12 protein-coding genes are annotated in these 24,134 nt (G+C 64.8%); 11 read left to right on the top strand and 1 reads right to left on the bottom strand.

Annotated features, from left to right (window positions below):
• Nucleotides 1-39: 39 nt before the first annotated feature.
• From U1769_RS12045 to U1769_RS12000, 10 genes are all read left to right on the top strand, one after another.
• Nucleotides 40-1,677 carry a ShlB/FhaC/HecB family hemolysin secretion/activation protein gene (locus U1769_RS12045; RefSeq protein WP_332716112.1) on the top strand — a complete coding sequence of 546 codons (1,638 nt, stop codon included), beginning with the start codon at nucleotides 40-42 and terminating at the stop codon, nucleotides 1,675-1,677.
• A 43-nt stretch (nucleotides 1,678-1,720) separates the two neighbouring features.
• Nucleotides 1,721-3,532 carry a DUF2341 domain-containing protein gene (locus tag U1769_RS12040; RefSeq protein WP_332716109.1) on the top strand — a complete coding sequence of 604 codons (1,812 nt, stop codon included), beginning with the start codon at nucleotides 1,721-1,723 and terminating at the stop codon, nucleotides 3,530-3,532.
• A gap of 12 nt (nucleotides 3,533-3,544) precedes the next feature.
• Nucleotides 3,545-3,949 carry an ExbD/TolR family protein gene (locus U1769_RS12035; RefSeq protein ID WP_332716106.1) on the top strand — a complete coding sequence of 135 codons (405 nt, stop codon included), beginning with the start codon at nucleotides 3,545-3,547 and terminating at the stop codon, nucleotides 3,947-3,949.
• A gap of 3 nt (nucleotides 3,950-3,952) precedes the next feature.
• Nucleotides 3,953-4,657, top strand: coding sequence for an energy transducer TonB (locus U1769_RS12030; RefSeq protein WP_332716104.1), 705 nt, complete (start codon nucleotides 3,953-3,955; stop codon nucleotides 4,655-4,657).
• Between the two features lie 32 nt (nucleotides 4,658-4,689).
• Nucleotides 4,690-6,249 carry a putative porin gene (locus U1769_RS12025; RefSeq protein WP_332716102.1) on the top strand — a complete coding sequence of 520 codons (1,560 nt, stop codon included), beginning with the start codon at nucleotides 4,690-4,692 and terminating at the stop codon, nucleotides 6,247-6,249.
• A gap of 10 nt (nucleotides 6,250-6,259) precedes the next feature.
• On the top strand, nucleotides 6,260-6,730 hold the full coding sequence (locus U1769_RS12020) for a hypothetical protein (RefSeq protein WP_332716100.1): 471 nt from the start codon (nucleotides 6,260-6,262) through the stop codon (nucleotides 6,728-6,730).
• Between the two features lie 24 nt (nucleotides 6,731-6,754).
• Entirely contained in the window at nucleotides 6,755-19,084 is a 12,330-nt protein-coding gene (locus U1769_RS12015) for a filamentous hemagglutinin family protein (RefSeq protein ID WP_332716098.1), read from the top strand.
• Between the two features lie 28 nt (nucleotides 19,085-19,112).
• Complete coding sequence (locus U1769_RS12010; protein ID WP_332716096.1) at nucleotides 19,113-19,871, top strand: SapC family protein; 759 nt, start codon at nucleotides 19,113-19,115, stop codon at nucleotides 19,869-19,871.
• Between the two features lie 22 nt (nucleotides 19,872-19,893).
• Nucleotides 19,894-20,484, top strand: coding sequence for an OmpH/Skp family outer membrane protein (locus U1769_RS12005; RefSeq protein ID WP_332716094.1), 591 nt, complete (start codon nucleotides 19,894-19,896; stop codon nucleotides 20,482-20,484).
• A gap of 297 nt (nucleotides 20,485-20,781) precedes the next feature.
• Nucleotides 20,782-20,949 (top strand): hypothetical protein, encoded by a 168-nt coding sequence (locus U1769_RS12000; RefSeq protein WP_332716092.1) that lies wholly within the window; start codon nucleotides 20,782-20,784, stop codon nucleotides 20,947-20,949.
• Nucleotides 20,950-21,207: 258 nt separating this feature from the next.
• On the opposite strand, the gene U1769_RS11995 is transcribed toward U1769_RS12000, so the two are convergent.
• Complete coding sequence (locus U1769_RS11995; RefSeq protein ID WP_332716090.1) at nucleotides 21,208-21,333, bottom strand: hypothetical protein; 126 nt, start codon at nucleotides 21,331-21,333, stop codon at nucleotides 21,208-21,210.
• A gap of 285 nt (nucleotides 21,334-21,618) precedes the next feature.
• Between U1769_RS11995 and katG the strand changes: the two genes are divergently transcribed.
• On the top strand, nucleotides 21,619-23,865 hold the full coding sequence (katG, locus tag U1769_RS11990) for a catalase/peroxidase HPI (protein ID WP_332717545.1): 2,247 nt from the start codon (nucleotides 21,619-21,621) through the stop codon (nucleotides 23,863-23,865).
• Nucleotides 23,866-24,134: the final 269 nt, after the last annotated feature.

Genomic DNA, 24,134 nt, shown 5'->3' with positions numbered 1-24,134 from the left:
AACGCCAGCGGCACGTTCGCTGCTGGCAGGGGGGCGTTGATGCATTTCGGAATGGGCTATCGGATAAGCGCGTCGGCACTGTTGCTGGCGGGGGGTAGTGCCGCTGCCGCGCAGGATGCGCCGGCACCGGTCAGCGCCCCCGCGGACTCCGCATCTGCGGAGGGTGCGCAACGACCGATCGACATTTTCAACTACCGGATCGACGGCAACACCGTGCTGTCGCGCATGGATGTCGAGAAGGCGGTGCTGCCATTCCTGGGACCCAAGCGCAGCCCGGCCGATGTCGAAAGCGCCCGGGCCGCGCTGGTGAAGGCGTATCGCGACAAAGGCTATGAGACGGTCGATGTCGAGATTCCCGAGCAGGATGTACGCGGCGGCGTCGTCCGGCTGACGGTGGTCGAACTGCGCGTCGGCAGGCTGCGCGTGATGGATGCGAAATATACCTCGCCGGGCGTGGTCAAGGCAAAGGCGCCGTCGATCGCCGAGGGCATCGTGCCGAACTATACCGCCATCTACCGCGACATCGCCGGGCTCAACAAATCGGCGGATCGTACGATCACGCCGGCCCTCCGCGCCGGCGAGACGCCGGGCACGGTCGATATCGATCTGCAGGTGGAAGACAAATTGCCGCTCCATGCGAGCATCGAGGTGAACGACCGCACGAGCAGCCGCACCGAGCGACTGCGCGCTTCGGCTTCAGTCAGCTACGCCAATCTGTTCCAGCGCGATCACAGCCTGAGCCTGCAGGGTCAGTTCACCCCGCAGGACCCCAAACAGTCGTGGGTGGTATCGGGCTCCTATGTCGCGCCGATCGGCGGCACGCCGTTCACGCTCGTCGCTTACGGCGTTCATTCCGACAGCGACGTGGCCGCGATCGGCGGCATCGGCGTGCTCGGCAAGGGCGATATCGTCGGGCTGCGCGGTATCTACAATTTCTCCGGCAACGATCACCTGTTCCACACGCTGACGCTGGGGATCGACTACAAGTCCTTCACCGAGGATCTGATCCTGGGAGCCGATACGGCCGCCACGCCGATCAGCTATGTCCCGCTCACGCTGCAATATGCGCTGGCGCGGCGTGGCGCGAAATCCGATCTCGATATCAGCGTCGGGCTCAATCTGGGCATTCGCGGGCTGGATGCGGACGAGGAGGAGTTCCGGCGCAAGCGCTACGCGGCGAGCGCGAGCTGGTCGTCGATCAGGGCCGATCTTTCCTATCTCTACCGGTTTCCGCACGACATCCGTGTCGGCGTGAAGTTCGGTGCGCAATATACGCGCCAGCCGCTGATCAGCAACGAGCAGTTCAGCGCGGGCGGACTGGATAGCGTGCGCGGCTATTATGAAAGCCAGGCGCTCGGGGACTCCGGCTATTTCAGCCAGCTCGATGTCGAGGCGCCGTCTCTGCACAAATGGTTCGGCAAATCGGTGCAGGAATTCCGTTTCTTCTCCTTCATCGACAGTGCGCGCCTGTGGATCCGCGATCCGCTCGCGGACATCAACGGCAAGGTCGACGACGGCGCCACACTTGCCAGCGCCGGGCTCGGACTGCGCGTTCGCGCGCTGGACCGGATCAACGCCTCTCTCCTCCTTTCCGCGCCGCTGGCCGACGAGGAGACGGCGCTGGTCGACCTCGGCGATCACCTGCGTGGTCAGTTTCGCATTTGGGCAGAATTTTGAGCGACCGGCCGCCGGCCGTGTCCTTTCCTCGGGGGTGCAGTACGTGAATAAAAAACTATTCGGAGCCTTCTTCCTTCTCGCGCTGGCGACGCCTGCCGTCGCCGCGGACAGCTGGTGGAACGATAGCTGGAGCGAGCGCCGCAAAGTGGTGCTCGACAGCCGCCCGATCCGCGGCCTGACCGCCGAGGTGAAGCGCGCGCCGGTGCTCGTGCGCCTGCACAGCGGGGTGCTCGATTTCAGCCAGGTCCGTCCCGATGGCGGCGACCTGCGCTTCCTGGCGGGCGACGACAAGACGCCGCTCACCTATCATATCGAACGCTTCGATCCCGTTGCCGAGCTGGGCCTGGTCTGGGTCGATGTGCCCGCCATCGCGCCGGGCGCGTCGCAGGACATCTGGCTCTATTACGGCAACGGCACGGCCAAGCCGGTCGGCGACGCCGCGGCGAGCTACGATGGCGAACAGTCGCTGGTGCTCCACTTCGGCGAGACCGGCGGGGCGCCTGCCGACATGACCGCCAATCATAACAGGGTCGCCGCCTTCACCGGTCGCCAGAATGTCGAGGGGCTCGCGGCCGGCGGCGCGACTTTCGCCGCCGACAGCCAGCTGCGCGTTGCTGCCAGCACGTCGCTGACGGTGCCGGCTGCCGGCAAGATGACGTGGTCGGCGTGGATCAAGCCGGCCGCGAGCGGTCAGCCGGCCGATGCGCTTCTCTACACCAAGCTGGGTGCCGGCGGCGATGCGGCTGTCGATCGCCTGACGCTCGGCCTGCGCGGCGGCGTGCCTTATGTGCGCCTTGCCGGCGCCACGACGGGCGAGGCGGCAGCTCAGTCAGCGATCACGCCTGGCGCCTGGACTCATGTCGCAGTCGTCGCGGGCGATGCGGTGACCCTCTATGTCAACGGCGTCGCCGTCGGCACCTTCGCCGCCAAGCTGCCGGCGCTTGGCGGTGACGAAGTCATCGGGGCGCTGGGCGCTGCGCCGGGCTTTGTCGGCGATGTGGACGAGATCGGCCGCGCCAACATCGATCGCCCGGCCTCGGCGATTGCGCTCGCCGCTGCGTCGCAGAACCGCAATTCGACTCTGGCGACGATTGCTGCCGAAGGCGAAAAGGCGAGCACCGGCCATTCGAGCTATCTCGGCATCCTGTTCGGCGCGCTGACGCTCGATGCCTGGGTGGTGATCGGCATTCTCGGCGTGATGCTGGTGCTGTCCTGGCTGGTGATGGTGTCCAAGGGCGTCTTCCTCGCTCGCACTGCCAAGGCCAATAACGGTTTCCTCGCCGGTTATCAGAAAGCGGCAGCCAGTCGCGGTGCGCATGACGGCATCGCCGATGCCGAAGTGACGCGATGGTCGGGCGACAGCTCGCTTGCCCGCCTGTTCACGATCGGGCGGCAGGAAGTCGGCATCCGCCAGGCCGAGCATCAATCCAACGCCGGCGGCTTCGCGCTCGCGCCGCAATCGGTCGCTGCGATCCGCTCGGCGCTCGATGCAGGCCTTGCCCGCGAAGGGCAGAAGCTCAACGAACGCCTCGTCCTGCTGACCATCGCCATCTCGGGCGGGCCATTCATCGGGCTGCTCGGCACCGTCCTGGGCGTGATGATCACCTTCGCCGCGGTCGCCGCCGCTGGCGACGTCAACATCAACGCCATCGCGCCAGGCATCGCGGCGGCATTGCTCGCCACGGTGGCGGGCCTCGCGGTCGCGATCCCGGCGTTGTTCGGCTACAATTACCTGCTGTCGAAGGTCGAGGAAATCTCCACCGAGAACCTGATCTTCGTCGATGAGCTCGAAAAGCGGCTGGCTGAAACCTATCGCGGTTCGGTCAGCGGCGCTCTCCCCCTCGCAGCGAAATAGGGGGCCAGAACCATGCAAGTCTCATCGAAGCGCAAGCCCTATGACGAGATCAACATCACGCCGATGCTCGATCTCGCCTATGTCCTGCTGATCATCTTCATCATCATGACGACGGCCGCGATCCAGGGGATCAAGGTCAACGTACCCAAGGCAAGCTCGTCGGTGAGCCTGGCCAAGCCGACGACCAAGGCGATCACGGTCGACAGCGAAGGCCATGTCTACCTCGACACCTACCCGGTGACGCTCGACGAGCTGGAATCGCAACTGCGCTCCTTCAAGCAGGTCACCCCGGATTTTCCGGTGGTGATCAAGGGCGACCGAGTGGCGCAGTTCGGCAGGGTGACCGAAGTTCTGGATGTGTGCGGCCGGGTCGGCATCACTCAGCTCGGCATCGTCACCGAACGTACCAAGGCCTGATCGGTGGCGGCGTCGATTCCCCAACCCGAGCAGCCCGGGCAGATCCATCCAGCCGTCATCGCCGTCACCGTCGTGGTGCTCCTGGTGCTCGGCGTGCTGCTCTGGTGGTTCATTTTCGGACCGACCGGCAGCGGGCCGCAGCGCGAGCGCGTCGTCCAGGAGATCACCCTGGTGACGCCGCCACCGCCACCTCCTCCCGAGCCGGAGGAGAAGATCATGGAGGAAGAGCAGGAGATCGTCGAGCCGACGGACAACCCCAAGCCGCAACAGGATGTCGATACACCGTCAGACGCGCCGAGCGACCAGCCGGCTGAAACCCCAAGTGCCGAGGCGGCCGGGCTCGATCGTCCTGCCGATGCGGGATCGGACAGTTTCCGGCTCGCCGCCGGCGGCGGTGGCGGGTTGTTCGGGCGGGGCGGCGGCGGCGGCGGCGGCGGCTGGGGCCAGTATGTCGAGACCCACGTTCGCCGGGCGCTCCAGCGCGATCCGCGCACGCGATCGGCGCAGGGCTTCCTGAAGGTCGCGGTGAATATCGACGAGAATGGCCGCTTCACGTCAGCGGCGCTGCGCTCGAGCACCGGCGATCCGAACCTCGATGCGGCGATCCGCGATGTCCTCTCGGCGCTGCCACCGCTGTCCCGCGGGCGTCCGCCCAAGACCAGCGGCATGACCTTCGCCACCATCAACATGAAACGCCTCGGCGGCTGAACGCCGCGTCAGCGATCAAAGGATTTACCCCGATGTTCTCACGCAAGTTCCTCTCCCTGCTGCTTGCCGGCACCGCGTTGTTCGCGGTTCAGCCTGCCGCTGCCCAGAGCACCGACGACGTCGGTGTCGAGATATTGCAGCTGCTGGTCGACGAAGGGGTGATCCCCGCGCAAAAGGCGCAGGACCTGCTGGCCAAGGCCAAGCTCGCAGCGGATCTCCGCCGCCAGCGCGAGGCACCGGCCACCTCCACCACGATCGATGTTTCCTATGTGCCAGAGACGGTCCGCGCCGAACTGCGCGAGCAGATCAAGAAGGAAGTCATGGCCGAGGCCAAGACCGAGGGTTGGGTCGCACCGAACGTGATGCCGGGCTGGCTGAACGGCCTGACGATTTCCGGCGATTTCCGCGTAGGCTATCAGGGCGAGTTCTTCCCGAAGAGCGATCCGCTCAACCAGGTCGGCAACTTCCCGAGCTTCCCAGACTTCAATGCGATCAACCGCGCCGGCGGCGTGACCAATGCCGCGGGCTTCCCGATCATCAACTCGACGATCGGCCGCAACCGGATCCGCTATCGCGCGCGGATCGGTCTGGACGCCAAAATCAACGATTTCGTCAGTGTCGGCGTGCGGCTCGCCTCGGGCGACGATGCCGGTGCGATCTCGACCAACGAGACGCTCGGCGATTATTTCAACAAGGACGATTTCTGGATCGATCGCGCCTTCTTGCGGATCACGCCGGTCGCGGGCGTCAGCCTGGTCGGCGGCCGGATGCCGAATCCCTTTTATTCCACCAACCTGGTGTGGGACGGTGACATCAATCCAGAAGGCGTCGCGCTCGAGCTGAAACACAGTTTCGGCGGCGCCACCCTGTTCGCCAGCGGCGGCTATTTCCCGCTGCAGGAGAATGAGCTGTATGGCCGCGATCGCCGGATGATCGCCGGGCAAATCGGCGCCAAGGGCGAGGTGATCGACGATCTCTCCGTGAAGGCGGCATTCGCCTATTATGATTTCCAGAACGTCGACAGCCTGAAGAACGCGCCCGACGGATCGCGCCTGAATGACTACACGGCGCCCGGTGCGCTGGCGAAGGGGAACTCGCTGTTCAACATGCGCACCGACGGGCTGACCACGCTCGCCGGCCTCGCCTCGGATTTCAACCTGTTCAACCTGACCGGATCGATTGCCTATACCGGCTTCAAAGGCCTGCAGGTGATGGTGACCGGCGACGTGGTCCAGAACCGCGCAGCCATCAGCCGCGCCAAGCTCCTGGCGCTCGACAGCAATTCGCTGATCAAGCCGGGCGACCTGGGCTGGCAGGCCCGGCTCGACGTCGGCAAGCCGGAAATCCATAAATTCGGCGATTGGCGTTTCGCCGTCGGTTACAAGCATATCGAGACCGACGCGGTGCTCGACATCTTCACCGACAGCGACTTCGGCCTCGGCGGCACGGACGTGAAGGGCTATATCCTCGAAGGCGAGTTCGGCCTCTACAAGAACGCCTCGATCGGGGTGAACTGGTTCAGCACCGACTCGATCGAACGCGCGCCATTCTCGGTCGACGTCCTCCAAGTCAATCTGAACGCCAAGTTCTGAGGGGGGCATGATGCACGCACCGATCCTCGCCCTCCTGCTCGTCGCCGGTCTGCCGGCGCCCCAGGATCAAGCCAGTCCGGCGCCAGTGCCGGCGGCGGAAACCAGCGTCCAGCTCGAGGAGCGCTATCTGCGCCAGCAGGTCGCGGTCGACAATGCCCGCCAGCAAGTTGAGGCGCTTCGCGCCGAGATCGCGCTGAAGGACGAATTGCTGGTGCTCGCGCGGGAGCGCAACGCCGAACTGTATGCGGTCGCGAACGAGATTCTCGCACGGCACGCGAAGCAGCGGTCATGGGAGATCTTCGTCCAGTCTAGCCGGGTCCGGATGGAGAATCTGGTCCAGTCCTATGAGGACCGGCTGCGCGCGGCGCGGGTGACGGAGGCGACGCTGCCGCCGAGCGTGAGCGAGCGCATGCAGCGCGAGCTGGCGCCCAAGACTTCGGCCGAGGCGCAGACGCCCGCGGCCGCCACAGACCCCAAGTAACTCGAAGACAGCTGGAGCGCCACCATGGCCCACGCCCCCAAGATGATCCGTCAGTCGCGCCTGCTTGGCAGCGCGAGCCTCGCGACGATGGTGCTCGCCGCCAGCTTCCTTCCCGTCGCCGCCAGGGCACAGAGCTTCGGATCGCTGATCGCGATGCCGTCGGGCCGGGTGATCGGGCCCAATGGCCAGGTCTCGCAATGGACGGGCGCCAAGGCGCCGGTGATCGGCCAGAGCACCGATGGCCGCCCGTTGATGACGATCGAGCAGACTCAGGCCAAGGCACTGCTGGACTGGGAGCAGTTTCGACTGGCCACCAACGAAGTGCTGGAATTCCAGCAGCAGTCGGCGGACTGGATCGCGGTCAATCGTGTGCACGGGACCCAGGCTTCGCAGATCAACGGCGAGATCCGCGCCAGGGGTCGCGTGTTCGTCCTCGACGATAACGGCGTGCTGATGGGCAAGGACGCCAGGATCAACGTCCGCCAGCTCGTCACCGGGCAGGGCGTGTCCGATGTGAATGTGAGCGGCAACACCACCACCATCGTCCAGAGTGGCGCCAAGGCGATCCTCAACTGGAGCAATATGAGCTCGCAGGCCGGCGAAGTGCTCAAGTTCCAGCAGGAGAAGAAGGACTGGATCGCGCTCAACCGTTCGCTCGCCACCGGAACGACGGTGCTGAACGGCGATATCAAGGCCGATGGCCATGTCTATGTGATCGCGCGCGAAGGCGTCGCCCTCAACGGTGCGCTCGCGGCGCAGCAGGCCGTGGTGTCGGCGCTCGATATCCGCGACAGCCAGTTCCTCAACAACGGCCTGATCTCGTTCGCCGAAGACTATAACGGCCGTACCGATCCGACCTTCAGCAACAGCTGGAACTACATCACGAGCGGCAAGGATCCATTCCTTGCGATCGGCGCGCCGGCGCCCGTCGTCTTCGATCCCAATGACCCCACCCGGTATGTCGTGACGATCGGCGCCAAGGGCACGATCACCACCGGCGAGAAGGGCAAGGTGATGTTGGTCGGGCCGAACGTCACCAATGGCGGCACGATCACCGTCAAGAACGAAGGCCAGGTGATCCTAGCGGCCGGCGACAACATCTATCTGAATGGCGGCGCCAACGGCAAGATCGAGAGCTTCGTCGGCGTCTACAATCCGATGACCTCGATGCGGATCAACCTGCCTTATATGGGCCTCCCGGTCGTCTCCAGCGCTGCCTATCAGGAGCTGTTCCTCAAGATCACCGGTAAAGTGTTCGAGATCGGGCACCAGTTCACGTCGGCCGAACGCGCACAATTGATAGGCGGCGGCTGGGGCAATCCCGGACTGATCGAAAGATTCGTCAACGACACACAGGTCAAGCGCGCCGCGGATGTCGGTTTCCATGCGCGGAACGATGGCATCATCGCCTCGAGCGGCGGCGGTACCGTGGATTTCCGCGGCATGAACCTGGAACAGATGGGCGCGATCACGATGACCTCCACCGCGCTGTTCCGCGCGGGGATCAATTTCCAGGCCTATGCCTATGATTACAAGGAATATGCCAACGACGCCTTCAACGGCCCGATCATCCCGGGCAACGGCACCGTCGTGTTCGGCAAGGGCAGCCTGACGCAGATCACGCCCGATCTCGATTCGAAGGACATGATCCCGGTCACGTCGGGCAGCCAGTCGGTCGGCACGCTCAAGATCAATGCCGGCCAGGTCCATATGCGGGACGATTCTCTGATCTACATGCCCAGCGGCGCGATGAACGTGCTGCTCGACGCGGCCGGGTTCGTGTTCGACAACAATCGCGGCGAGGGTGCGAACCAGGACAATGAAGACGGCACTCGTTTCCTCATGGAAAAGGGTGCGACGATCGATCTGTCCGGTTGGAAATCGACTCTGCTGCCAATGGGATACCATCAGGTCACCGGCAAGCTGTTCGCCGCGCAGCTGGCGGATTCGCCGCTGCAGCGCGATGGCACGCTGTACCGCAAGGAAATCAGCGTCGATCGCCGTTACGGTACCAACCTTGCCGACTGGCAGGGCCTCGACAATCTCAACCAGGGCACGCTCGCCCAGTTCCTGATCGACGGCGGCAAGCTGACGATGGACATCGGCGACGATTTCATCATGAAATCCGGTTCGGTGATCGACGTATCGGGCGGCAAGACCACCTATGCGGCGGGCTTCGTCTACACCACGCTGCTCCGCCGGCTCGACGGCACCATTATCGACATCCGCGCGGCCGACCCGGACGAACTCTATATGGGGCTGGCCAACCAATGGACTCAATATGACACCAAATGGGGGAAGCAGCGCGATTTCTACATTCCGCTGATGTCGAGCGTGCAGGGCACGTACGAAACCAGCTATGAGGAAGGCGGCAAGGGCGGCAGCGTCAATATCCTCGCCCCCGATGCAGTGCTGCAGGGCACGATGAAGGGCAGCGTCACCGCCGGGCGCTATCAGCATGCCAATGTTCCGCTGGGCGGCGTGCTGTTGCTCAACGATGCCGGCAATTCCGAAACGGAATATGTCAGCAACAACATTCTGATCCAGGCGAAGGAGCGCGCGCTGGCGGCCAGTTTCGGGCTCCAGGACAAGCTCAGCGATACCTATGACGCATTGTTCGGCGTCGAGTTCGATCACGCGACCGATGCCTCGACCGGCAGCAACCACGCCGAGGACAATGCGACGCTCGCATCCGCCGATTTCTTCAACCGATCGACGATGGGCAGTTATTTCCTGCGCCAGAGCGGGCGGGCCGAAAGCCCGGAGATCGCGGTGGTGGTCGAGAAGGGTGCCAATATCGCTCTGCAGAATGGCGGCTCGCTTACGCTTCAGGCGAGCCAGCGCGTCCAGTTCCTCGGCAGCGTGCGGACCGAAGGCGGCAATATCGACATCAGCGGTTTCTCGATGGAATTCGATGCGGGCACCCGACTCGATACGCGCGGATCCTGGTATAGCGACTATGAGATCGACGAACCTGTCGCGCTGGCGACCGCACCCCGTATCAATGGCGGCAAGATAACCTTGTCTGCCACCGGGCGCGGCATTTCCGGCAGCAATGAGCTCGATCCCCGCACCGACGATTCCGATCTCAAATTCATCATGCCGGAAACGATGGTGATGGATAGCAGCGGCGGCGCGTGGGTGGATCGAAACGGCAGGATCAAGCTCGGCAAGGGCGGCGACATCAGCATCATCGCGGGCATGGGGCAACAGGATACGCTCGATCTTGGCGCGCTCGCCCATGCCCGGGCCTACGGGCTCGGCGGAAATGGCAAGTTCAGCCTGGCGGTCGCCGATCAGATCTTCATCGGGAAGGCGCCGACGCCCGCACTCGATCCCAATGCGGATCCCGATGCGCCGATCGGACGCGGACCGCTCGTCCTCGCGGCTTCCTTCTTCGAGAATAGCGGCTTCTCGGCGATCAGTCTCACCGCGCCGAAAGTCACCTTGTCCGAGGGCACGATCGTCAACGCGACCAGCGCCAGCCTGCAGTTCAAGGATCCCGGGCTGCTCGGCGGCGCGCTTCCCGCATCCATGGCCCCTTCGGGAACCGACATCTACGATCTCACCGACATCCGGGTGCTGCCGATCGGGCAACGGTCGACGGCGCTCCAGCGCGGCATGGACATCAGCATCCTGGGTGCTTCGCTGATCGACACCGGCAGCGTGCTTTCCACCGAGGCAGGCGGCAAGCTCGCCCTGACCGGCAATGCGGATATCCGCGGCACCCTCAACGCGCCGGGGGGCGCGATCTCGCTCGGCACCGGCCAGGGGGTCGTCAATGTCTACGGCACCGGCAAGCTGCTCGCGCGGGGCACCTCGTTCATCACGCGCCGGGGCCTCTCCTCCGACGGCCGCGAACTGGTCGACGGGCTGATCTTCGATGGCGGCACGATCGCGGTAAACGCCGATGCGATCAATTTCGACGACGGCGCCGTGCTGGACGTTTCCGGCACGACCGCCCGGTTCGATCTTCCGGTCACCGCCGCCGACGGTAGCGTCATCCGCGGCCCGGTCACGCTCGCGTCGAACGGCGGTACCATCAGCATCGCCGGGCAACAGCTCTCGCTCGATGACGCAACCTATCTCGCCACCGCCGGCGGGACCGGCGCGCGGGGCGGCGCGTTCGCGATCAACTGGCAGGCTGGATATGGCACCGGTGGCTCCACCCAATACCCACCCCCTCAGAAGGCCTATGACTCCTTCGGCTGGGCCTTTGAGGGCGGCTATTTCACTGATCGTCAGGGCAATCCGGTCACTCAATTTTACGGGACCGATCTCAGCCAGGTCGATTTCTCCAGCTGGGGGCTGGAGTTCGACTTTGCGCCCGGCTTCACGGTGGCCAATGCCGCTGAACTGATCTCCATCCTGACCAACTACAACGCTGCGGCGACCGGCAAGCCGCCGGTGTTCATGATCGGCGAGAATCTGCCCCCGCTCGATACGTCGCCCCCGCCCGCGCCGCAGATCGATGCGGGCCTGCGCGGCCTGCTCCAGAATCTGGGCGGCTTCCAGCTCAGGCCGGTGAATACCGCGCCGCCTGCGGCAACTCAGCTATCGACGTCGCGCATCGCGGCGGGCGGCTTCTCGCGCTTCGGCCTGACCGCATCGCCCGGCGTGATGTTCGTCGGGAACGTCGCGATCGGCGGCAAGAAGGCCGACGGCAGCCATATCTTCGACCGGATCGACATCAATTCGGACCGGATCTTCGGCCAGGCCGGCGCCAACGTCACGCTGGATGCCGCCGTGGTCGCGCTGGGCATGCTGCCGGCCGGGACCGGTAATGTCGACGCCGGCGCCTATGATATCGCGCTGCTCGGGATCGGCGTGAAGCCGGTGAACGCCAACACGCGCATCGCCATCAACGCAGGAACTTTGCTGCAGGTCGGCAACGCCAGCTTCTATGGCTATTCGGACACCACGCTAACCAGCGGCGGCGACATCCGGCTCGCCGGCTACACGCTCGATCCGCTGGTACGTCCGACGGGGACGCTGGTCACCGGCGGCAACCTCACGTTGAAGGCCGACCAGGTATATGCCGGCACCGGCAGCAAGTTCGCGGTCACGGTCGGGGATACGTTTACCATCCTGCCGCAGGACGCCGGCAACGCGATCAACAGCAGCCCCTACGAAGCTGCGGCGGAACTGACGATCACCGCGCCGCGCATCGTCCAGTCGGGTGTCCTGCGCTCGCCGCTGGGGACGATCAACCTGATCGCCACCAAGGACGGCAGCGTCGGATCCGGCACCGTCACGTTGGCCCCGGGAAGCCTTACCTCGGTCTCGGCCGATGGTCGCATCATCCCCTATGGCTATACCAGCAACGGCGACACCTGGCTCGATCCCTTCACGGGCCTCGAACTGACCACCTTGCCGACCAAGAATGTGGTGCTGTCGGGCGACGTGATCGACATGCAGACGGGCTCGATCCTCGATGTATCGGGGGGCGGGAATCTGGTTGCGCACGAATTCGTCGCCGGGATCGGCGGCACGCGGGACTGGCTCACCGGTTATCGCGACGCCGACAACAAGTGGGTCTCCGCGCCCGGGCAGATCTTCGCGGTCATGCCGTCCTATGACAGCGACGTTGCGCCGCTCGGTACGGCGCCGGGCAATGGCCCTGGCATCGGCGACCGGATCTATCTCTCGGGCGGCAGCGGGTTGAAGGCGGGGTATTACACGCTGTTGCCCGCTGAATTCGCTCTGCTGCCCGGCGCATTCCGGGTAACCGCCAAGCACGGGGAGGTCGGCTATTCCGATATGCGGATCGGCGATTCCGCAAACCTGACCGATGGATCATCGATCCAGGCCGGCTTCATGCTGGCGGGCGGCGACAGCCAGGCGCGCGACCAGCGCACCTCCGGCTTCCTGGTCATGCCGGGTAAGACCCTGCGGCTCCGCTCGGGCTATCGGGAAACCGACGCCAACAGCTTCTTCACCTCGGAGGCGTTCCTCAAAAAGGCGCTGCGGGTAAATCGGCCTGTGGGCGATACGCCGCGCATCCCGCTCGACGGCGGCAGCGTGGTGCTGCGCGCCGGAAAGACGCTTAACCTTGGCGCGACGCTTAACTCCAAGGCGGCCGAGGGCGGCCGCGGCGGTTTTGCCGACATCGATGCTGCGCGCGTCGTGGTGGCCGGTGCCGGCACCGACGCCAGTCTCTATGACGGCTATCTGGTGCTCGACAGCGACAAGCTGAATGCCTTCGGTGCGGAAAGCCTGCTGATCGGCGGCACCCGTCGTCAGGGCGCGGTGAACCTCGAGCTCGTCGTCTCCGGCACCGACATCGTCATCGACAACAAGGGGTCTAAGCTCACTGGCCCCGAACTGCTTTTCGCATCTTCCAACAAGCTCGATGTGCACGCCGGCAGTGTTGTCGAAACCAGCGGCAAGGTGACCGGCACTTCGGGCGATCTGCGGATCGTTCCCGGCACCGCTGCCTTTGTGGATGAGGGGGAGGCTTGGACTCCGGCTGACGACGTTACAGTCCACGGCGTGCTCGATCAGGGTGCGTTTCTGCGGCTGTCGAACGGCATGCAGGTCGACATCCTGCGCGATTCCGCCGCGGTCGACGCCATGGCGGCGCTTCGCAACGATCCGGTCAAGCTCGCCGCGATCAACGCGCGGCGCGCCGGGTTTGGCCTCGCGCCGCTCGTGCCCGGCGGCACGCTGACGATCGCTGACGGCGCGACGCTGAAGGGCGCATCGCTGGCGCTCGATGCGACGATCGATACGGTGATGGGCGCCGGTGCGGCGATCGATGCGCGCCAGATCAGTGCTGCTTCATCGCGTGTCTCGCTCGGTGCGGTGCCCACTGGCACGGGCGGCCTCGTCTTTGCCGGCAATTCGATCAACGCGCTGGGGCGTGCTGCCGAGATCACGCTGAAGAGCTACAGCAGTATCGATCTTTATGGCGACACGACGCTCAGTGCGAGCGATGCCCTGCGCCTCGACGCGCGTGAATTCCGCGTGATCGGCGGCGATGGCGTTGCGACGACGCTGTCTGGAAAAAGCATAACGCTGACCAACAGCAATGGCGGCACCGCCCAGGCTGTCACCGGCGGCGGCGCGCTGACGATCAAGGCCGATATCGTCTATTTCGAAGGCGGCAACAAATGGCTTTCCGGGATCGACTCCCTTACGGTGGACGCCGCGCAGCGGATCATTGGGCGCGACGACGGCACGCTATTTGTGCCCGGCTCGCTCGACCTCACCTCGGGCAGCCTGGTAGCCGATAGCGGATCGCGCTTGTTCTTCGATGCGACGGGCGCCGTCAGGATCGCCACGAACGGGGCGACGCTTCCCGCCTATCAGACCTTCGGCGCGACCCTGGGCATCACTGGCTCCTCGGTCACCCATGCAGGGCAGATCCGCCTCACCGGCGGCACCGTAAACCTGCGCGCGCGTGACGGGGACGTCGTGCTGGCGGCGGGATCGACGATCGATGTGACGAGCAACGTCGTCACCCTGTTCGACAAATCGGTCGGCGTCGGTGCCGGCACGGTTGGCCTGGTCGCGGATCGAGGAGACGTCGATCTCGTGGTGGGCTCCACGGTCGATGTATCGGGCACCGCGGCGGGCGGCGACGCCGGCACCTTCACCGCCTCGGCCGGGCTGGGCGAAGTGCGCCTCGGCGGCACCATCCTCGGCAAGGCCCAGGCCGGCTATCGCAGCGGTTCGTTCAACCTGCTGACCGAGGGCCTGAGCAACTTCGCGGCGCTGAACGCAGTGCTCGATACCGGCGGCTTCCTGCAAAGCAGGCGCTTTGAAATCAACAAGGGAAATCTCGACATCACCGGCACGGTCGGTGTGCAGGAATTCGCAGCGATCACCAACGACGGCGCGATCACCGTCAACGGCACGATCCGCACCGTTGGCGACAATGGCGGTTCGATCCACCTGGCTGCGGCAGACGGTGTCACCATCGGTACGACTGGCAAGCTGCTGGCGCGTGCCAATGCCGCACAGGGTTCGGGCGGCTCGGTATTCGTCGAGACAGCCGGGCGCAACGGCGGGGAGATCAACCTGCTCGCCGGATCGTTGATCGACGTCAGCGGTACGGGCCCGGGTGGGCGGATCGTGCGGTTGCGCGCGCCACAACGCGGCGGCGATCTGGCGATCGGGACGATCGGCGGCACTATCACCGGCGCGCGTTCCGTGATTGCGGAAGGATATCGCGTCTATGACGGGATCGGCACGATCGATCAGGGCGTGATCGACCGGGTCTCCGCCGATGCGGGCAATTTCATGCACAACGCCGCGGCCATCTTCACCCGGCTTGGCGGCAAGGCAGTTGTTGCCGCGGGCATCGAGCTGCGCAGCGACGGTGACATGGAGCTGACCAAGGATTGGAACCTGCACGATCTGCGCTTCGACGGCGGGGCGGGCGTGCTGACCTTGCGCGCCAAGGGAGATCTGCTGCTCAACGCCAATCTCAGCGACGGTTTCGTCGATGCCTCACCCGGCGCGGCGCTGACCGATGGTGCGTCCTGGACGATCAACCTGGCGGCGGGCGCCAATCTGGTCAGTCCGGATTCGCTCGCGGTGCTGCCGATCGGCCAGATCGCCGAGGGCAAGGGATCGGTGATCGTCGGCGGCACCGCTGACACGATCGAATATTTCTTTGATCCGAAATATGCCAATGAGCACCGGTTGTACCTCACTGACAGCGAGGGCCGCTTCATCCGCGATCCGCGGAATCCCAATTACCACCTCGGCTTCCTCGAGCTCCAGCGCGACCCTGCAACGGGCAAATATATCGATCCGGAAACGGGTGCGCTGATCGAGAAGAATCCGGCCACCGGGGATTATGTCGATACGGTCCGGTATGCCAAGCGACCCTTGCCCTATGTGAACTACTCCTCGGGCGGCGGCTATTATTCGGAAGAGCAGGACGGCACCGAGAGCTATGCCAACGGCTCCGGCTCCGACTTTCTGAAATATTTCCAGAGCGACAATTCTACCGGCTATGTCGTCCGCACGGGCACGGGCGCGATCAATGTTTCGGCGGGCCGCAATGTCGTGCTGAAGGAACGTGCCTCGGTGATCTACACTGCGGGTGAGAATGCCGCCGCGCTGGCAGGCTTCTACGCGCCGACCGGTGCCACCTATTCGGTCAATGGCGGCGACATCTCCATTCGTGCGGCGGGTGACATCCTGGCGAGTGGTTCCACGCCGCAGACACCTTCCGGCTGGCTGCGCCAGCGCCTGCGCGTCAACAATGTGACCGGCCGGTTCGAGCAGACCGCGGACGGCTATGCCCAGACAAGCTGGTGGGTCAATTTCGCGACCTTCCAGGGCGGCATCGGCGCGCTCGGTGGGGGCGATATCACCATCGATGCGGGCGGCGACATCGCCAACCTCGGCGTCGCGATCCCGACAAGCGGGCGCTTGCCCGGCAACACGGTGGAAGGCGAGCCGGTCGGCATGCTCAACATCACCGGTGGCGGCGATCTGCGGATGCGCGCGGGCGGCAACATCCTGGGCGGCGTCTATTACGTCGGCGACGGCGTAGGGGCGATCACCGCCGGCGGTGCCTTCCTGTCAGGCAGCACGGCGCGTGTGCTCGATAGCAGCAACCCGGCCGTCGCGTGCAATGGATCGGGCGACGGCTGCTATATCCATACCGGGCCCGATGTCGCGCTGAACTATGACATCTACGCGCTGCTTTATACCTCATCTGGCCAGTTCAAGTTGCAGAGCGGCGGCGATCTCAACATCGATGCCGTCATGGATCCGCTGCTCGGCACCGGGTACATCGATCCGGCCGTCTCGCAAATCGATCCTGACGGGTTCCAAAGCTATACGGATACCGCATCCGTCAGCCTGTTCTCCGCCGGCGGCGATGTGACGATGTGGAACAACCAGCTTAACACGGATATCGTCACCAAGCGTAGCGGCGTACGTCCCCTCTACTTCCTCGGCGCCAACGAACGGCCGATCACCGGCACGAGCTCGATCGGCTACGAACTCCGGCCAGCGACGGTCAGCGCCGTGGCGGCGGCGGGCGACGTGAACATGCTCGGCGAAATGCTGCTGGCCCCGGCTGCGCGCGGCAACCTCGAACTGCTCGCCGCGAACAACGTCTATATCGGCTACGGCACCGTCGCGCTCGACCCGTATCTGCAGGACGGGGCCACGCAATCGGCCAATTATCGCAGCAGCGGGCAGGGGATCATCATGAGCCAGGCGCTGGACCGGATCCTGCGCACCGCGAGCAACCCCAGCAACGCCGGTTATGGCGGGCCAGGCCGGACGCATTACATCTCGGCCGGGCGGGGCATCTTCTATCCCGGCCTGCAATATTTCACGCCCACGTTCCTGCCCGACCTGCACGTCGGCGATACCACGCCGGTGCGCATCTATGCGGGCAGCGGCGATGTCGTCACCTCGACGCAGAGCGGGATCAGTCTGCCCAAGGCGATGTGGGTGCAGGCGGGCGGGAACGTCTATTTCCCCAGCTATAGCCTGCAGCACAACAACGTGAACGACCTCAGCATGGTGCGTGCGGGCAAGGGCCTGTATTTCGACGTCAATTACGGCATCTACGATCCGACGACTCAGGCCACGACCAATCGCGGCTTCATCAATGTGGCGGGCCCGGGCCGGCTCGAGATCGAGGTCGGCACTGATTTCTATATGCCAAGCAACGCGCTGGGCATCACCACCACGCGGATCGGCATCCTGCCGGATGGTCTGCCCAGCAATCTCGTCCCGCCGCCCCCGTCCGACTGGAAGCCAGGCCAGGCCGCAGCGGATATCGCGATCAGCACGGGCTTCAATCAGACGCCTTCCTATGCGGCGTTCGAAGATGCCTATCTGAACCCCGGCAAGGCCGGTCAGATGGCCGACTATCTGCTCGACGACGGCGCGCTGGGCACCAAGCTTTCGACCTATCTGTTCGACCGTGATTATCCGCGCGCCGCCGGGGCCGAAGGCGATTTCGCGACACCGGAGCCGCGTGAAGGGCTCGTCAATTATGTCCGCCGCGTCCAGGGGCTTGAGCCGCTCAAGACCAAGGCGGAGCAGTTCGCCTATCTCGATACTGCCTGGAAATACTGGTCTGCCCTGTCCACCGACTTCAAGACGCCCTTCTATCGCGACGTGTTCTTCCTCGAACTGCGCACCACCGGCCGTGAGGCCAATGACAAGGACAGCGATCGCGTCGGCACCACCTTCCGCGGGTACAAGGCGATCGCTGCCCTGTTCCCCGGCGCCGAAAAGCGGGCAGATGAGGCACTGGCCACCGGCGAAGCGCGCTGGACCGGCGATTTCGAAACCTATGCCGGCCGGGTGATGTCGTTCGGCGGTGGCAAGATTGAATTCGTTTCGCCCGGCGGCCAGATCAAGCTCGCGAATCCAGCGGCGACCGCGGCGCAGACGGGCCAGCCCTGGTCCGGCAACCCCCGCGGCGACGCGTTGCGATCGGGCATCGTCACCACCGATGGCGGCGCGATCAACATCTTCGCGCACGACAGTGTGACGCTCAACGAATCGCGCGCGCTGACGACGAAGGGCGGCAACATCATGATCTGGTCGTCTTATGGCGACATCGCCGCCGGCAAGGGCGCGAAGACCTCGATCAGTCCGCAATTCTACAATTACACGCTGAGCCCCTATGCGGCGATGGACCGCGTGCCGGCGGGCCTGCCGACCGGTGCCGGCATCGGGACGCTGCGGACGCAGGAAGGCTCGCCTCCCGCCGACGTCGATCTCATCGCGCCGAACGGCATCGTCGATGCCGGCGACGCCGGGATCAGGGTCAGCGGCAACTTCAACGTGTTCGCGGTGCAGATCCTCGGCACCGATAATATCGATGTGGCCGGCGTGAAGACCGGCCTGCCGATCACGCCGGCCGCCCCGCCGACGTCGCTCGACACAGGTGAGGTTTCCGCCAAGTCCAACGATGTGCTCCGCGCGATCACCGAAGCGACCGCCAAGGTGCGCAAGAACAACATGAACGGCACGCCCTCACTGATCGAGGTGCGGGTGACCGGTTATGGCGAGGAGTGCGACGAAACCAGAGGAGATCGCTGCCCAGCGCCGCCCAGGACTTCCTCGGCCACGCCGATATCGGCGCAGCCGTCGGTCGAACTGGCCGAAGTCCGCCAGCTGTCTCAGGCGGTCCCCTTCGATATCGGCGCGCAGGATGTGGGGAGCGCGGTTCGGGCAGTCGGCCGTGCCTCCGGCTTCAGCATCCTCTACGACGATGCAGCGCTGGAGCGCGGCCAGGCACCCGCGATCCGCGGCACCATGACGCCGGAACAGGCGCTTATCCGACTGCTCTCGCGCCAGGGGATGGTGCCGGTGCGCACCGGCCCGAAGACGATCATGCTGCGCCGGGTGCGCAACGGCTGATTTTTCCCACTCGCGACAGGAAATAGCTATGAGTTCTGCACTGGCGGCCGAAAGTCCGGCTGACATCACTGGCCCTGCGGCGCTGTTCTACAAGCGCCCCGAGCCCCTCACCGCTGCCGGGCATGGCGCCTGGCGGCTGCTGCCTGGCGATTCCGCATTCGCCGCAGATACCAATACCGTGATGCTGGCCGTCAGCGAGTTCGCCGCCGCCTCGTGCACCTATCCGATCCTCTTTGCGGGCGCCGACCGGTCGCCCGTGGTGCTGGTCGGGCTGGAACGATCGAATCTGTTCGTGGCGGACGGCCAATGGGCGGAGGACAGCTACGTTCCGGCCTATGTCCGCCGCTATCCGTTCATCTTCTACGCCACCGATGAAGCCGAGCGTTTCGTGCTCGGGCTCGATACGGGTTGCGACCGGATTGTCCGGGATGGGGAAGGGGGCGTCGCGCTGTTCGACGGCGACCAGGCGAGCGCCATGACGACTCAGGCGCTGCATTTCTGCGAAGCCTTCCGCCGCGACGTCGAGGCAACCACGGCGTTCGTCGCGGCGTTGAAGGACCTGCTGATTGATCGGCGCGCCGCCGTCACGCTCGCGAGTGGCGAGAATTTCGATATCGATGGCTTCCAGGTGGTCGATCGCGCGCGCTTCGCGGCGCTCGACGATGCCACGGTGATCGACTGGCATCGCAGGGGCTGGCTCGCCCTGGTGCATTTCCATCTGGCGTCGCTTGATCGTTTCCAGGCGTTGCTGAACCGTCACCAGGCCACGCCTGCCTCTGTTTTCTGATCCTCCGCACGAAAGCCCCACCATGCGTATCATTGCCCTGTTGCCGCTTCTCTCGCTCATCGCCGCACCGGCGATCGCCCAGACATCGCCCGCACCGCAGCAGGGGCTGGGCGGCACTGCCGTTGCCGGCGTGTGCCTATTGTCGCGTGAGGCGATCTTCGCCAATGCCAAGGTCGGCGTCGCCGCCACCGCGCGGCTCAAGCAGCTGACCGATCAGGCCCAGGCTGAGCTCGATACCGAACGCAAGCCGCTGGAGGTCGAGATCCAGGCCCTGCAGACCGATGCGGCCAAGCTCACGCCCGAGCAACGCCGCGTGCGGGAAGCGGCGCTTGCCCCGCGCCTGACCGCGATCCAGGTCCGGACGCAGCAGCGCACGCGTGAGATCGAGGCTACCCGCGGCAAGGCGATGGCCCGTATCGCCGAAACGCTTCAGCCGTTGATCGCGCAGGTCTACAAGGAGCGTAATTGCGGCTTGCTGATCGATCGCACGACGGTGCTCGGCGGCAACATGACCAACGATCTCACCCCGGCAGCAGTCGCGGCGCTTGACGCTAAACTTGCCACGATTGCCTTCGAACGGGAGACGCTGCCCCCCCACGGCACGGCGCCGTGATTTCGCCCGCTGACCCACGCTTCGTGCTTCCCACCAAACAGCGCCAGTGGCGGCCATTTATCCGGTCGCATCAAGGGGTGAAGCCTCGACCGGACTATGCTGGAGGGAGCGCCCGGTGGGCGTTCTCCTTCGCCTTGCCACACACCACAAGCGCCGGTCGTACGAACGGCCGGCATCAATCGCGGTTTAGGATGTTTCGGACAGCCGTTGGGAATCGCGCCCCACGATCTGGTGGCTGTCGAGAAGTTTGAGCTATCTGTCCTCCGCGAGGACCGGTCGGATGCCCAGCGGGCGAGAATGGCGCGCTTTCCGCAGTTCGTGACCGATATCGTCGAACGCACATCGGTGGTGCAGGATCAGGACGGCGCATTGCTCGCCGCCGAGCTGATGCTGGCCGCCGAGGCGCAGGCTGTGCAAGCCGCCATCGGCAGAGCCCTAGACAACACGGTCGAGAATAGGGTGTGAGCGTAACGCGCCCAAGGCCGAGGCCGCGAATGAGAACGTCCGTCGCGTTCGAGTCTAAAGGAGCGACAAAAGGTTCTTCGAGGCAGTATCGATAAAATATGGCGGGTCGCAGAACGGCGGCCCGACCGCCGGCAAGTAGTACGATACGAGCGTTCATCCGGCGCACGGCTCTACTCGATCGTTAATGGAAGCACATTCGCCATCCGGCAGCGTCTTCGTGAGCGCCGGCAGACGCTGGGACACCATGGGCAGTTGGCGTCAGCGGGAGAGTTGCTGTTCCACCATCGCTTTCAGCGACAGCGCATCCTGGATGGCCGCGGCTTCCGCGTCATTGTTGAAAAGGCCCAGACCGGCCGCCCTGCGTCCGCTTGCTCGATCATCCACGCACACCAGTTCAGCAGTGTTTCAGCGCGGCAGCGGCCGTGATATTTGCCCAGCGCCCCATGAAAACGCACATAGGCGATCTTCCCAGGAACCCATCGCGGCGAAGCCTTTTCGGGGAAATCATCCACGACGAAGCCCGCATGATAGCGATCAAGCAGTGCAAGGACGTCAACGACGGCAATCCGCGCTGATCGATTTTTCAATCGTTACTGACGAACTTTAATCGTTTCTGTGAATGCCACTCCGCACCTAGCGTGGGCGAAATCAAGAAGAGGAGAGATAGGCATGGACGCAAAGACTGGCGATATCGGGGGCGGCTGCCCCGTGGAGCGCCCGACAACGGTTCGCTCGCTGCTCGGTCGCACGAACCGTGACTGGTGGCCGGAGGCACTTCCGCTGGACGTCCTCAACCAAGGCGGCCTCTCACCCGACCCGATGGGCGACGAATTCGATTACGCGGAAGCGTTTAACGCACTCGATTATCACGCCCTCAAGGCCGACCTCACGGCCCTGATGACCGACAGCCAGCCCTGGTGGCCGGCCGACTACGGGAATTATGGCGGCCTCTTCATTCGCATGGCCTGGCACGCTGCCGGCACCTATCGCACGGCCGATGGGCGCGGCGGCGCGAATAGCGGCCAGCAGCGCTTTGCGCCGCTCAACAGCTGGCCGGACAACGGCAACCTCGACAAGGCGCGGCGTCTGCTGTGGCCGGTCAAGCGCAAGTACGGCAAGCACATCAGCTGGGCGGACCTCTTCATCCTGGCCGGCAATGTCGCCATCGAATCGATGGGCGGTCCCATTTTCGGCTTCGGCGGCGGGCGCCGGGACGTGTTCGAGCCGGAACGCGACATCTATTGGGGCTCCGAAGAGCAATTCGTCGGTCATCCGGACAACAAGACCCGCATCCTGCCCGAAGAACAGCTGGAGTTGGAGCATCCGCTGGCTGCGATCCAGATGGGCCTCATCTACGTCAATCCGGAAGGGCCCGGTGGCGTCCCGGATGCATTGCAGTCCGCACGCGACATCAAGGAGACGTTCGAGCGGATGGCGATGAATCACGAAGAGACGGTCGCACTCACCGCCGGCGGTCACACGTTCGGCAAGGCGCATGGCGCCGGCGACCCAAGCCTGGTCGACGCGGCGCCAGAGGCGGCGGACATCGCGCTGCAGGGCCTGGGCTGGGCCAGCGCGCACGAAAGTGGCTACGGCGAGCATACGATCACCAGCGGGATCGAGGGGTCGTGGGTGAATACCCCGACTGAGTGGTCGGAGAATTATTTCCGCCTGCTGCTCGATTATGAATATGAGCTCGTCCGCAGCCCGGCCGGCGCTAAGCAGTGGCAGCCGATCAACCAGCGCGAGGAGGACATGGCGCCTGCGGCGCACGACCCATCGAAGCGCGTGCCGACGATGATGACCACCGCTGATATGGCGCTGAAGGTCGATCCCGAGTTCCGGGTGATTTCCGAGAAATTCCGCAACGACCATGAAGCGTTCAAAGATGCCTTTGCCCGCGCGTGGTTCAAGCTCACTCACCGCGACATGGGGCCCAAGGTGCGGTATCTGGGGCCGGAAGTGCCGGAGGAGGACCTGATCTGGCAGGATCCGATTCCGGTTGGCGCCAAGCCGTCGGATGCGGACGTCGCTGCCTTCAAGGCGAAGATCCTCGACGCTGGCTTCAGCATCGGTCAGCTCGTGAAGACCGCCTGGGCGTCGGCATCCAGCTATCGCCGGTCGGATCATCGCGGCGGCGCCAACGGCGCACGCATCCGGCTCGAGCCGCAAAAGAACTGGGCGGTGAACGAGCCTGACGAGCTTGGGCGGGTGTTGGCCAAGATCGAGGAACTGCGTGGTACTCTCTCGGTGGCCGATGCGATCGTTCTGGCGGGGACCGCGGCGGTCGAGAAGGCGGCGAAGGACGCCGGCTTCGCCGTCGAGGTGTCGTTCACTGGCGGGCGCGGCGACGCTGCACAGGACTGGACCGACGCTGAAAGCTTCGCGGTGATGGAACCGGTAGCGGATGGCTTCCGCAACTATCTGAAGACCAAGCATAGCGTGAAGACGGAGGAGCTGCTGCTCGATCGCGCCTCGCTGCTGGGCCTTTCGGTACCTGAGATGACGGTACTGCTGGGCGGCCTGCGCGTGCTCGGTGCCAACTACAGGGACGCGCCGGAGGGTGTGCTCACCAACCGCAAGGGCCAGCTTACTAACGACTTCTTCGTCAACCTGCTCGATAATGCTACTTTCTGGCAGGTGATCGACGAAAGCGCCGACGAAGAGTTCATCGGCTATGACCGTGGCGGCCGGCAGGAGAAGTGGCGAGCGACCCGCACTGACCTCATCTTCGGCGCGAACAGTCAGCTGCGCGCCGTCGCAGAGGTCTATGCCGAAAAAGGCCATGAGGAGAAGTTCGTCAAAGACTTCGTGAGCGCCTGGACCAAGGTCATGAACGCCGATCGTTTCGACGTGGCGCAGAAGTCCGACAGCGTGGAGCCCATCGGTATCGCCGATCCGGCAGCGGCCGGATAGCAAGGGCACGGGCGGGGTCGGCCGGGTCGCGGCCGCCCTGGCTCGGGCCTGATGGGACCGAGCCGCCGGCATCCGATCGCCTCGACTATATGCGAGGCAGGAGGTGCGGCGGCTCGACTGCGTTGGAAGGCGTCCGATGCCGCGATATCAAGCGACGTGCCGATCGCCGCTTGTCGTGTTGGGCGGTCGAGGTCGAGCGGTCGGATGAGGCGGGAGCGACGCCCCGCAGCTCTGCGCGCATACCCGATCGTCCGGCGAGTCGAGCAGCA

Source organism: Parasphingomonas zepuensis (assembly GCF_036663735.1).
GTDB lineage: Bacteria > Pseudomonadota > Alphaproteobacteria > Sphingomonadales > Sphingomonadaceae > Sphingomonas.
This window is presented reverse-complemented; position numbering and strand designations above follow the sequence as displayed.

Bases quoted from the DNA above. Each gene is read 5' to 3' on its own strand.
- U1769_RS12045 (WP_332716112.1), top strand. From the start codon at position 40: ATGCATTTCGGAATGGGCTATCGGATAAGCGCGTCGGCACTGTTGCTG.
- U1769_RS12035 (WP_332716106.1), top strand. From the start codon at position 3,545: ATGCAAGTCTCATCGAAGCGCAAGCCCTATGACGAGATCAACATCACG.
- U1769_RS12025 (WP_332716102.1), top strand. From the start codon at position 4,690: ATGTTCTCACGCAAGTTCCTCTCCCTGCTGCTTGCCGGCACCGCGTTG.
- U1769_RS12020 (WP_332716100.1), top strand. From the start codon at position 6,260: ATGCACGCACCGATCCTCGCCCTCCTGCTCGTCGCCGGTCTGCCGGCG.
- U1769_RS12015 (WP_332716098.1), top strand. From the start codon at position 6,755: ATGGCCCACGCCCCCAAGATGATCCGTCAGTCGCGCCTGCTTGGCAGC.
- U1769_RS12010 (WP_332716096.1), top strand. From the start codon at position 19,113: ATGAGTTCTGCACTGGCGGCCGAAAGTCCGGCTGACATCACTGGCCCT.
- U1769_RS12005 (WP_332716094.1), top strand. From the start codon at position 19,894: ATGCGTATCATTGCCCTGTTGCCGCTTCTCTCGCTCATCGCCGCACCG.
- U1769_RS12000 (WP_332716092.1), top strand. From the start codon at position 20,782: ATGGCGCGCTTTCCGCAGTTCGTGACCGATATCGTCGAACGCACATCG.
- katG (WP_332717545.1), top strand. From the start codon at position 21,619: ATGGACGCAAAGACTGGCGATATCGGGGGCGGCTGCCCCGTGGAGCGC.